Origin of the sequence: Undibacterium sp. TJN25 (genome assembly GCF_049339885.1) — a bacterium.
Lineage (GTDB): Bacteria > Pseudomonadota > Gammaproteobacteria > Burkholderiales > Burkholderiaceae_D > Undibacterium.
Window position 1 is genome coordinate 166,726 of record NZ_JBMPPM010000003.1, and the last position, 11,830, is coordinate 178,555.

The 11,830-nt window shown below is 57.3% G+C and carries 10 protein-coding genes; 9 read left to right on the forward strand and 1 reads right to left on the reverse strand.

Annotation, left to right across the window (positions count from 1 at the left end; genetic code table 11):
• The first annotated feature begins 402 nt into the window (after nucleotides 1-402).
• From ACO0LO_RS07765 to ACO0LO_RS07795, 7 genes are all read left to right on the forward strand, one after another.
• A complete protein-coding gene (locus ACO0LO_RS07765; RefSeq protein WP_422963638.1) occupies nucleotides 403-2,028 on the forward strand; it encodes a GMC family oxidoreductase in 1,626 nt (541 codons plus the stop codon).
• A gap of 289 nt (nucleotides 2,029-2,317) precedes the next feature.
• Nucleotides 2,318-3,091, forward strand: coding sequence for an ABC transporter ATP-binding protein (locus ACO0LO_RS07770; protein ID WP_422963639.1), 774 nt, complete (start codon nucleotides 2,318-2,320; stop codon nucleotides 3,089-3,091).
• The gene (locus ACO0LO_RS07775) at nucleotides 3,088-3,813 is read left to right on the forward strand and encodes an ABC transporter ATP-binding protein (RefSeq protein ID WP_422963640.1); all 726 of its coding nucleotides are present in this window, start codon (nucleotides 3,088-3,090) and stop codon (nucleotides 3,811-3,813) included. Before ACO0LO_RS07770 ends, ACO0LO_RS07775 begins: the two co-directional genes overlap by 4 nt.
• A 103-nt stretch (nucleotides 3,814-3,916) precedes the next feature.
• A complete protein-coding gene (locus tag ACO0LO_RS07780; protein WP_422963641.1) occupies nucleotides 3,917-5,128 on the forward strand; it encodes an ABC transporter substrate-binding protein in 1,212 nt (403 codons plus the stop codon).
• Between the two features lie 123 nt (nucleotides 5,129-5,251).
• Complete coding sequence (locus ACO0LO_RS07785; RefSeq protein ID WP_422963642.1) at nucleotides 5,252-6,136, forward strand: branched-chain amino acid ABC transporter permease; 885 nt, start codon at nucleotides 5,252-5,254, stop codon at nucleotides 6,134-6,136.
• 17 nt (nucleotides 6,137-6,153) lie between these two features.
• Nucleotides 6,154-7,119, forward strand: coding sequence for a branched-chain amino acid ABC transporter permease (locus tag ACO0LO_RS07790; RefSeq protein WP_422963643.1), 966 nt, complete (start codon nucleotides 6,154-6,156; stop codon nucleotides 7,117-7,119).
• A gap of 148 nt (nucleotides 7,120-7,267) precedes the next feature.
• Nucleotides 7,268-8,683: a C13 family peptidase gene (locus tag ACO0LO_RS07795; protein WP_422963644.1), complete on the forward strand. Its 1,416-nt coding sequence runs from the start codon at nucleotides 7,268-7,270 to the stop codon at nucleotides 8,681-8,683.
• Between the two features lie 63 nt (nucleotides 8,684-8,746).
• Here the strand turns inward: ACO0LO_RS07795 and ACO0LO_RS07800 are convergent, their stop codons facing one another.
• Nucleotides 8,747-9,904 (reverse strand): iron-containing alcohol dehydrogenase, encoded by a 1,158-nt coding sequence (locus ACO0LO_RS07800; RefSeq protein ID WP_422963645.1) that lies wholly within the window; start codon nucleotides 9,902-9,904, stop codon nucleotides 8,747-8,749.
• Between the two features lie 139 nt (nucleotides 9,905-10,043).
• Between ACO0LO_RS07800 and ACO0LO_RS07805 the strand changes: the two genes are divergently transcribed.
• Together ACO0LO_RS07805 and ACO0LO_RS07810 are read left to right on the forward strand one after the other, a co-directional pair.
• Nucleotides 10,044-10,802 carry a sulfite exporter TauE/SafE family protein gene (locus ACO0LO_RS07805; RefSeq protein ID WP_422963646.1) on the forward strand — a complete coding sequence of 253 codons (759 nt, stop codon included), beginning with the start codon at nucleotides 10,044-10,046 and terminating at the stop codon, nucleotides 10,800-10,802.
• A 58-nt stretch (nucleotides 10,803-10,860) separates the two neighbouring features.
• Entirely contained in the window at nucleotides 10,861-11,688 is an 828-nt protein-coding gene (locus ACO0LO_RS07810) for a hypothetical protein (protein ID WP_422963647.1), read from the forward strand.
• Nucleotides 11,689-11,830 lie beyond the last annotated feature (142 nt).

The window sequence follows — 11,830 nt, forward strand, 5'->3', positions numbered from 1 at the left end:
TGCTCACTTTTTCTTGCTTCGCCACCTGGGCGGCTCCAAAAAAAAATAAACAAAGAGAAGGCGACCGCACTTGTCTAAGGGTGATGGCGCTTAGCGCCATCACATTTTGCTGTATTACAAAAAATGGGAAATGAACGAAATTCGCTTCCCTTGCAGGGCGCATATTCGATTGCAAGCGAATACCGTTTCGCAGGCACGGAGCAGTGCTCCGTGAAACCCCTGCTACACCTCGACAACGTTCATTTCTGATTCATTTTCTGTAATGCACAAAATGCTGCATCCCCAGCGGATAACTTCAAAAGCAGTTGCAACCCCAACGTCAACATCAGGTTGTCCTAGTTTGGGCGCTTAGGTGAAGTCGATGCTCAATGATATCCTGCACGCACTACAAGGGAAAAACACATGGAATCCGCCGGTAAATTCGACTACATCATCATAGGCGCAGGCTCAGCCGGTTGCGTGCTGGCGAACCGGCTGAGTGCGGACCGGAATGTCAATGTGCTGCTGCTGGAGGCGGGCGGCAAGGATGATTATGTGTGGATCCATATTCCTGTCGGCTACCTGTACTGCATCAATAACCCGCGCACCGACTGGATGTTCAAGACCGAGGCGGAGCCTGGGCTGAACGGGCGCAGCCTGATTTATCCGCGTGGCAAGGTGCTGGGTGGCAGCTCGTCCATCAACGGCATGATCTACATGCGCGGCCAGCAGCGGGATTATGACCTGTGGGCAGACCTGATCGGCGACGCGAGCTGGCGCTGGGATGAGGTGCTGCCGGTGTTTAAAAAGAGCGAAGACCATTATGGCGGCGCCGATGCCTTCCATGGCGCCGGCGGCGAATGGCGGGTGGAGAAGCAGCGCCTGTCGTGGGAAATCCTGGATGCGTTCCGCGAGGCGGCGGCACAGGTGGGCATACCCAAAAGCGATGACTTCAACCGCGGCAATAATGAGGGCTGCGGCTACTTCGACGTCAACCAGAAGCGCGGCATACGCTGGAATGCCTCCAAGGCTTTTTTGCGGCCGGCGGCAACGCGGCCCAACCTGACTATCATGACGGGCTGCCATGTGCAGCGCTTGCGCATTGAAGCCACGGAGTTGGGCAAGTTATGCACAGGGGTGGAATTTACCGGCAACGGCAAGCACTGGTTTGCCGAATCCGAGCGTGAAACGGTGCTGACAGCGGGTGCGATAGGTTCGCCGGCCATCCTGCAACAGTCCGGCATAGGCGCGGGCGCACATCTGCATAGCGTGGGCGTTGAGGTAAAGCATGATCTGCCGGGTGTCGGCGAGAACCTGCAGGACCATTTGCAGATCCGTTCTTCCTTCAAGATCAGCGGCGCCCGCACGCTCAATATCATGGCCAATAGCTGGCTGGGCAAGGCGCGCATAGGCCTTGAATACATGCTGCGCCAAAGTGGACCGATGTCGATGGCGCCGTCGCAGCTCGGTGCATTCACCAAATCCGATGCGGCGCAGAAAACGCCCAACCTGCAATACCATGTGCAGCCGCTGTCGCTGGAAAAATTCGGCGACCCGCTGCATGTATTTCCTGCATTTACCGCCAGCGTGTGCAACCTGCGGCCGACGTCGCGCGGGCATGTGCGCATTGCCGGCAGCGATCCGCTGGCGGCGCCCAAAATTACGCCCAACTATCTCAGCACGCCAGAAGACCGAAAAATTGCCGCCGATTCGCTGACATTGACGCGCAGCATAGTCGCCGCACCGGCGATGCGCAAATATGCGCCGGAAGAAATGAAACCCGGCGCCCAGTTCCGTACCGAAGAAGAGCTGGCCAGGGCGGCAGGCGACATAGGCACGACGATTTTTCACCCTGTCGGCACCTGCAAGATGGGGCGGGCTGATGACGACAGTGCGGTGGTGGATAGCCAGTTGCGTGTGCGTGGCGTGCGCGGCTTGCGTGTAGTGGACGCTTCCGTGATGCCGACGATTACTTCAGGCAACACCAATTCGCCTACGATCATGATCGCCGAAAAGGCTGCTGCATTTATGCTGTCAACAGCCTACTAAACTGTGTTTTAATAGGGCGTTTTTTGACGCTTGCCGCCGTGGTAAAACCGCATCCCGGCAAGGAATGCAAATACCTGTGGTTACTACTTACAGTAGTTATACCGTATTGTTGAAAACTCCGCGCGCTGTGTACTATAAAAAGCTTAGCTAAAAGTGTAGCCTCTATAAAATCGCCGCCATAGAGCGATGAGAGAATAAATAATTGCGGTAACAAGCAATGTCGGGATGCATGTGATGGCGGCTCAGCCGCGATCAGGTAAATCCCAGATCCAAAAAATAAGGAGATCAGATGACGGACGTCATTCTGGAGACCACGAACTTGACCAAAGAGTTCAAGGGCTTTACCGCTGTCAGCCAGGTTAACCTGAAGGTGCAGCGCGGGCATATCCATGCGCTGATCGGCCCCAATGGCGCCGGCAAAACGACGTGTTTCAACCTGCTGACCAAATTCCTGGTCCCTACTTCCGGGCAAATCATGTTCAATGGCCGCGACATCACGTCGGCCAGGCCGGCGCAGATTGCGCGCCAGGGCATTATCCGTTCGTTCCAGATTTCAGCCGTATTCCCGCATCTGAGCGTAATGGAAAACGTGCGCATAGGCTTGCAGCGCAGCCTGGGTACTTCCTTCCATTTCTGGAAAAGCCAGAACAGCCTGTCGCTGTTGAATGACAAGGCAATGGAATTGCTGGCCCAGGTAGACCTGACAGAATTCGCCGATACGATCACCGTTGACCTTCCATACGGCCGCAAGCGCGCGCTGGAAATCGCCACCACGCTGGCGATGGAGCCGGAGCTGATGCTGCTGGACGAACCTACGCAGGGCATGGGGCATGAAGACGTGCACCGGGTCACCGAGCTGATCAAGAAGGTCTCCGTAGGCCGCACCATCCTGATGGTTGAACATAATATGAACGTGGTGTCCGGCATCTGCGACAAGATCTCGGTATTGCAACGCGGCGCCATGCTGGCCGAAGGACGCTACGAAGAAGTATCGCAAAACCCCAAAGTGATGGAGGCCTATATGGGCACCACGTCCGGCGCGCTGGAAGGAGCCCACGCATGAGCGCTAGCAATGGTGCTCCGGCGGCACTGGAAATCAGCAATCTGCAAGCGTGGTACGGCGAATCGCATATCCTGCATAACGTGAATCTGGTCGTGAACCCCGGCGAAGTGGTGACGCTGCTGGGCCGCAACGGCGCAGGCCGCACGACAACGATGCGCGCGATCATGGGTCTGACCGGTGCGCGCAAGGGCTCAATCAAGATCAACGGCACCGAAGCGATCCATTTACCTACGTACAAGGTGGCGCATCTGGGCGTGGGTTACTGCCCCGAAGAGCGCGGCATCTTCTCCTCGCTGTCCACCGAAGAAAACCTGTTGTTGCCGCCCATGGTGTCCAGCACCGAAAAGGGCATGTCCATCGATGAAATCTATGCGATGTTCCCTAACTTGGCCGAGCGCAAGAATAGCCAGGGCACGCGATTGTCCGGTGGTGAGCAGCAGATGCTGGCGGTAGCGCGCATCCTGCGCACCGGCGCCCGCCTGCTGCTGCTGGACGAAATTTCCGAAGGCCTGGCGCCGGTTATCGTGCAGGCGCTGGCCAGGATGATCACGACGCTGAAACAGAAGGGCTATACCATCGTCATGGTGGAGCAGAACTTCCGCTTTGCCGCGCCGCTGGCGGACCGTTTCTACGTGATGGAGCATGGCCAGATCGTCGAGACATTCGCGTCCTCCGAGCTGGAAGGCAAGATGTCGGTGCTGAATGAGTTGTTGGGTGTGTAGCAAATGCAGCAAGAGCAAGCAGCGGTGTACATTAATAACGGATATAACTGATCAGAAAGCTGGTTTTAAAACGAGCTGTTTCAATAATTAACGGAGAAGACAAATGAAGACAAAATTCAAGGCCCTGACTCTTGCTGTATCTGCTGCCCTGGCGGGTTTTGCGGGAGCGGCTTCCGCCCAGGTATCCGGCGATGTAGTGAAAATCGGTTTCATCACCGACTTGTCGGGCCTGTATTCGGATATCGACGGCCAGGGCGGCGTCGAAGCGATCAAGATGGCGGTGGCCGATTTCGGCGGCACCGTGCTGGGCAAGAAAATTGAAGTAGTGACAGCCGATCACCAGAACAAGGCCGATATCGCTGCCAGCAAGGCGCGCGAATGGTTTGACCGCGACGGCGTAGACATGCTGATCGGCGGCACCAACTCCGGTACCGGCCTGTCGATGGCGAAAGTTGCCGGCGAAAAGAAAAAACCTTATATCTCCATCGGCGCCGGCTCGGCCCGCCTGACCAATGAAGAATGCACGCCTTACACCGTGCACTATGCGTACGACACGGTCGCACTGGCCAAGGGCACGGGTTCCGCGGTAGTGAAGCAGGGCGGCAAGAGCTGGTATTTCCTGACAGCGGATTACGCGTTCGGCGCGTCGCTGGAAGGCGATACTTCGGCAGTGGTCAAGGCCTCCGGCGGCACGGTGGCCGGCTCGGTCAAGCATCCATTGTCGGCATCCGACTTTTCTTCCTTCCTGCTGCAGGCACAGGCTTCCAAGGCGCAGATCCTGGGTCTGGCCAATGCCGGCGGCGACACCATCAATTCGATCAAGGCTGCCAATGAATTCGGCATCACCAAGACGATGAAACTGGCCGGCTTGCTGATGTTCATCAATGACGTGCACTCGCTGACGCTGAACCTGACGCATGGCATGTACCTGACTGACAGCTGGTACTGGGATCAGAATGAAGAAACCCGCGCCTGGTCGCGCCGCTACTTCGGCAAGATGAAGAAGATGCCTTCCAGCCTGCAGGCTGCCGACTACTCCGCCACGATCCAGTATCTGAATGCGGTGAAAGCGGCCGGCTCCGACGATACCGACAAAGTCATGGCGAAACTGCGCGCCACGAAGATCAACGATATGTACGCCAAGAACGGCTATATCCGTGCCGACGGCAGCATGATCCATGACATGTACCTGATGCAGGTGAAAAACCAGGCGGATTCCAAATATCCATGGGATTACTATAAAGTGGTGCAGACCATTCCTGGCGAACAGGCTTTCACCACCAAGGCCGAGACCAAGTGCTCGCTGTGGAAATAAGCCTTATCCGCTTGCTTTAACTTTTGTGTTAACACCTGGCGCGCTGCCTGGGGCCTGAACCGCAGGCAGCGCCCAGTTCCTTGATTTTTCACCCTTTTGGGTGATTTTTTTCATGAAGTCGCCATGGAAATATTTGGTATACCGCTGCAGGCGATGTTAAGCCAGTTGCTGCTGGGACTGGTCAACGGCTCGTTCTATGCGATGCTGTCGCTCGGCCTGGCCGTCATTTTCGGCTTGTTGAACGTCATTAATTTTTCCCACGGTGCGCTGTACATGATGGGCGCCTTCCTCGCATGGATGGGGCTCAATTATTTCGGCGTCAATTACTGGGTGATGCTGGTGGTTGCGCCGCTGCTGGTCGGCGTATTCGGCATCATCATCGAGAAGACCATGCTGCGCTGGCTGTACAAGCTGGACCATGTCTACGGCCTGCTGCTGACCTTCGGCATCACGCTGCTGCTGGAAGGGCTGTTCCGCTCGTTCTACGGCGTCTCAGGCCAGCCGTATTCGGTGCCTGATGCGCTGGCAGGGGCGACCGATCTGGGCTTCATGATCCTGCCGAATTACCGCGCCTGGGTCGTATTTGCTTCGCTGATCGTGTGTTTTGCGACCTGGTTCGTCATTGAAAAAACCAAGCTGGGCGCCTACCTGCGCGCCGGTACCGAAAACCCCAAGCTGGTGGAAGCCTTCGGCATCAACGTGCCCCTGATGGTCACGCTGACCTACGGCTTCGGCGTAGCCCTGGCCGCCTTTGCCGGCGTGCTTGCGGCGCCGGTAATACAGGTGTCGCCGCTGATGGGTTCCAACCTGATTATCACGGTGTTTGCCGTGGTGGTCATCGGCGGCATGGGCTCCATTCTCGGATCTATCCTAACCGGTCTCGGCCTGGGCATTATCGAAGGGCTGACGCGGGTGTTCTATCCTGAAGGCTCGGCCACCGTCGTGTTCGTTGTGATGGCCATCGTGCTGATGATCCGTCCTGCCGGCTTGTTCGGCAAAGAGAAATAACCTGAATGGCGTTCACTATGAATAAGAAAATCGGAATTGTCATTGCGCTGGCGGTGCTGCTGGTTGCGCCGCAGCTGGTGTACCCCATCCTGCTGATGAAGCTGCTGTGCTTTGCGCTGTTTGCCTGCGCATTCAACCTGCTGATCGGCTTTACCGGACTGCTGTCCTTCGGCCATGCGGCGTTCTTCGGCGGGGCCGGCTATATTGCCGGATGGGCGATGCGCGACAAGGGGCTGACGCCGGAACTGGGCATCCTGCTGGGCATGCTGGCCGGCGCGGTAATCGGGCTGGTGATGGGCATGCTGGCGATACGCCGCCAGGGTATCTATTTCACGATGATCACACTGGCGCTGGCGCAGATGCTGTACTTCGTCTTCCTGCAAGCCAAGTTCACCGGCGGCGAAGACGGCCTGCAGCAGGTGCCGCGCGGCAAACTGCTGGGCATGCTGGACCTGAGTTCCGACCTGACACTGTATTACGTGGTGCTGTTCATTGCCGTCGCCGGTTTTGCACTGATTGTGCGCACCGTGCATTCGCCTTTCGGCCAGGTGCTGAAGGCGGTGAAAGAAAACGAACCGCGCGCAGTGTCGCTGGGGTATGACGTGGACAGATACAAGCTGCTGGCCTTCGTGCTGTCTGCTGCGCTGTCGGGCCTGGCAGGCGCCACCAAAACGCTGGTGCTGGGCTTTGAAACGCTGACCGACGTGCACTGGACCATGTCCGGCCTCGTCGTGCTGATGACGCTGGTAGGCGGCCTGGGAACGATTACCGGCCCTATCGTCGGCGCGGTTATCATCCTGCTGCTGGAGAACAAGCTGGGCGATCTGGGCGACCTGCTGGCGCGCATTACCACGGTGGACTGGTTCCATTCGCTGGGCGAGTCGATCACGATCGTCACCGGCCTGATATTCATCGTCTGCGTGCTGGCTTTCCGCCGCGGCATCGTCGGTGAAATCGGTGCGCGGCTGGGCAAGCGTAGCTAAAAAGAGAGAGTGTTGTAAAACCTGGGACGCCTTGCGTACCCAGGTTTTTTTTCGCCTGCTGCAGGCGGGTTGGCAGTGTGGAAACTGCATTTGCGCGTTAGACTGATGTCTTGACGCTCTCATCTACCGAAGGATCTGGAATACTTCAATGTCGTCCCCGCTCAACGATCATCTGCCGACTCCGCTCAGTTACCGTCCTTTCGCCTTCTTCGTCAATGTGAAGGCGGGGTTGCGCGCCGCCTGCTTCCTGCGTGTGGACGGCGGCAGTGTATATGCCAGCCCGGCGCAGTTTGCGCTGCTGGTGCTGTGCGGCGCTTTGCTGCAGTTCGTCAATGATTACCTGCAGACCGGCGGCGACGGCGTGTTCGTGGCGGTCGGCCTGGGCGGCTTGCTGCTGAACGTGCCGCTGGTGCTGTTGGCAGCCTGGGGCATTACTGCCTTTTTCCGGCGGCCGCAAGCACTGGCCGCGGTGGCCGTACTGCTGCTGGCGACGATGCTCGTCATTGATTACGGCATGCTGTTCATGGAATATATGCTCGACTATGTGCCGGGCTACACGCTGCGGCGAGGGTCTGCCAGGCTGCAGCAGCTGCTGGACCACTATGGTTTCCTGGTGCGCCTGCTGTGGCTGGTGCTGGCCTGTGCGCTCGCCACCGTGCGCTTGCTGGACCTGCGTTTTCCTGCCCTTGGCCAGGCGACGGCGGTGCTGGCGCTGCTGCTGGCGGCGCCGTTCACGCAGATCTATATCGACCGTACCTTATGGGCGGCACCGCACGACTACGCGCCTCAGGCCCGCCAGGAGCTGCAAGCCGAGGATGTCTTCTACCTGCAGCCGCAATTGCTGCAAAGCCGGCTGGCGGCGTTACAGGCGAGCCCAGGCGGCAGGCCGGCGTTGTATTTCCTGGGAGTGGCAGGTTATGCCGGGCAGGATGTGTTCATGAAGGAGGTGAATTACGTGCGCAGCATGTTCGACCGCCGCTTTGGTACGACCGGCCATTCGCTGATACTGGTCAACAACCCGAAGTCGGTCAGGGAAACGCCGATCGCCAGCGTCAGCAGCATGCAGATGAGCCTGAACCGCATCGGCCAGCTGATGGACAAGGACAGGGACGTGCTGTTCCTGTACCTGAGTTCGCATGGTTCCCACGACCACACGTTTACATTGGAATTCGACAGCATGCAGTTCTACGTGCTGAACCCGCAAAGGCTGCGTGCGATGCTGGATGCGTCGGGCATCCGCAACCGCGTCATCGTGGTATCGGCCTGTTATTCGGGCGGTTTTATCGATGCATTGAAAACCGACGATACGCTGGTGATCACCGCGGCGGCAGCAGACAAGACCTCGTTCGGCTGCAGCAACGAGGCCGATTTTACCTATTTCGGCAAGGCCTACTTTGAAGAGGCGCTGAACAGGACGGACTCCTTTATTGTCGCCTACGACCTGGCGCTGCCGGGCATCAGTGCACGCGAAAGGGCGCAGGGCTTCGAGCATTCCGATCCCGGCATCTTTGTCGGCAAGAATATCGAAAGCCGCCTGCAGCAGTTGCCAAACCCGCGACCGTAAATCCCCTGAAAAGAAAACGCCGGCTGATAGCCGGCGTCCCGAGTCCACTTCAATGCAGTAATGCTACAGCGCTGCCGCGTAGATGGCACGCGCATCTTCCAGCGCAACGTCCCTGGGATTATTGCCCAGCAGGCGGGTTTGCAGCATGGCGTCGCTGGCCAGCTGATCCAGGTCTTTTTCGGCAATGCCTACCTGGCGTAACTGCGTCTCTATGCCCACACGCGCCGCCAGCGCTTCCATCGCGGCGATCAGCGCCGTGCTGCGCGCCTCGTCGCTGCCTTGGGCATCCGGTGCAATAATGCCGGCCAGCTCGGCATACATGCCCGCTGCATTCGGCGTATTGAAGCGCAGCACATGCGGCAGCACCAGCGAATTGGACAAGCCGTGCGGTACGTGGAAGATCCCGCCGATGGGGTAGGCCAGCGCGTGCACCGCCGCACAGGGCGCGTTGGCGAAGGACTGGCCGGCCAGCATCGCGCCCAGCAGCATCGCCTGCCTGGCTTCCAGGTTGTTGCCATTGGTGCAAGCCTGGTCGATATTATTCCACAGCAGACTCAACGCCTGTTTCGCCAGCATATCGGACAAGGGGTTCTTTTTATGCTTGGTGCTGAAGGCTTCTATGGCATGCACCATCGCATCGATGCCCGTTGCTGCCGTTACTTTCGGCGGCAGGCCGGTTGTCAATTCCGCATCGAGGATGGCAATGTCGGCATACAGCTGCGGCGCGACGACACCCATCTTGGTGGTGGCGCCGGTAGTGACGATGGAGATAGGCGTCACTTCGGAGCCGGTGCCGGCGGTGGTCGGAATCTGGATCAACGGCAGGCGGCCACCCTTGACATTGCCTATGCCGTACATTGTGCTCAAGGGCTGTTCACTGCCGGCCAGTACGGCGATCAACTTGGCGACGTCCATCGAGCTGCCGCCGCCCAGCCCAACCACGAGTTCTACTTCCTTTTGCTTGGCGTCGGCAACAGCCTGGTGCACGACCGCTTCCGGCGGATCGGCGACCACATCGGAAAATACGGCCACATGCAGTTTTTTATTTTCCAGGCTGGCAATGACGGGATTGACCAGTCCCGTCCGCAGGAAGCCGGCGTCTGTCACCAGCAGTACGCGCCGGACAGCAGGGTAGTGCTGTGCAATCAGTTCGCCCAGCTGCTTGGTCGCGCCGATCTGGCTGACGATATATGGGACGGTGCGGAATTCAAAATTATTCATAGTCTCTCTCCTTGTTGCATCTATTGTAGCAATTCTGAGCAGTGACTTTACTTGAATAGATTTCAAGCCTGTGGGCTTAGCTGCAATCTTGTATGATGTTGCAGGGAAATAATTCTTATCAGTTTGGCTGGAGTATCAGATGGATTTTATAGTGCTGGGATTGGCGGCTTTTTTCGCCGGGTTTGTGGACGCTGTCGTGGGAGGTGGGGGCCTGATACAGGTACCTGCCCTGTTCTCTGCAATGCCTAATGTGGCTCCCGCCACGCTGCTTGGAACCAATAAGCTGGCGGGCATATGGGGTACCGGCGCTGCTGCGGTGAATTACGTCAGGGCAGTGCGCTTGCGCTGGGATATGGTGTTGCCGGCGGCCTTGATGGCCTTCTTGCTGGCGTTTGCCGGCGCCTTTGCGGTGACGCATATCCCGCCAACCTATCTGCGCAAATCCTTGCCATTCATCCTCGTGGCAGTCGCTGTCTATACCTTCAAGAAAAAAGATTTCGGAACGACGCATACTCCGCTTTTCCACGGCAACAAGGAAACATGGATGGCGATGCTGGTCGGCGGCGGCATAGGTTTTTATGATGGCTTTTTCGGTCCCGGCACGGGCAGTTTCATGATGTTCCTGTTTGTCCGCTTCTTCGGCTACGATTTCCTGAGTGCTTCAGCCGTAGCGAAAGTGCTTAATGTCGCGACCAACGCAGCCGCCTTGTTGTGGTTTGGTTACAGCAATCATGTCATTTGGCAAGTAGGATTCGCCATGGCGGTATGCGGGGTGTTAGGATCATTGACTGGTAGCCGCCTGGCAATAAAACACGGTTCAGGCTTTGTACGAAAGATGTTTTTGCTGGTAGTTGTCGCATTGATACTCAAGACCAGCTATGATGCATTCCTGAAATAAAAGAGCTATGTTTCACGTGAAACATAGCGGTGATCAACAAGACTGACGAAAGGTCAGCGTGGGATATCCGGACTGGGCAGTATTTCAACGCACCGAATCTGGCAAGGCCGAAATCCAGAATAAGGATCGCGGCCTGACGCAGAGTGAACGCCTGGTTCTCATCATTGCAGACGGCGTCAGCTCCTATTCCGATTTACGCGGTAAGTTGAAAAGCCTGGCCCGCGAGCGCTTTGATCGCGCTATCCGTAAGCTGACCGATAAGGGTTTGCTATACGAAGTCATGTTTCCTGAAGAAGGGCAAAAGCCCGACGTGGTCGACCCGGACATGATGGACAGGTTCCTGCGCCAGGAAGATGACGACCCGGTATCGATCATTTCCTTCGACCCCGAAGAAGAGCATGGCGATGCCAGCCTGGATCACGATAGTAGCGCCCGCATAAGTTTACAGAACTCTCGTACATCGGCAAGTCCGGATGCCCATCCCATGCCTATGCCGCCGAAACGCGCGGACAAGATGCCGGACGAAGTTTTAGCCAAAGAAGTAAAACAAGAACCGGCAGGCGTCGATTTTTATCTTCCTGTTGCGGATGCAGATGCCACGCCAGAACGCACTGAGCCTGTGCTGGAACCGAAGCCTTTGGCTCCGCCTCGACCTGATTCCGGTAGTCCGGTCTCCATCGATACCGCCAAGGTAAAGAAAGCGGTGTCCGTTTTCCCGACCCCGGAAAAGCGGCAGACGGCAAAGCCGGCGCAAAAAGAAGACTCGGGACTGTTCGCTAAATTGCGCTTGAACTCTTCCTATATCTTGCTATTCGCCGGAGTCAGCCTGATATGTGCTCCTTTGCTGGCGCGGTTCATGGAGTGGCTGCTAAGTAATACCGACTAGTAGCGCAGGATTTTGTCGATGTTTCACGTGAAACATCGACCCGGGCGGTCATCAATATTTCATCAAATTGGGCCAGACTGGCGCTTATATTCCGCTTTGATTATTTGTCCGAGTCCAAAACCCTCTATAATCGTGCCTCCCC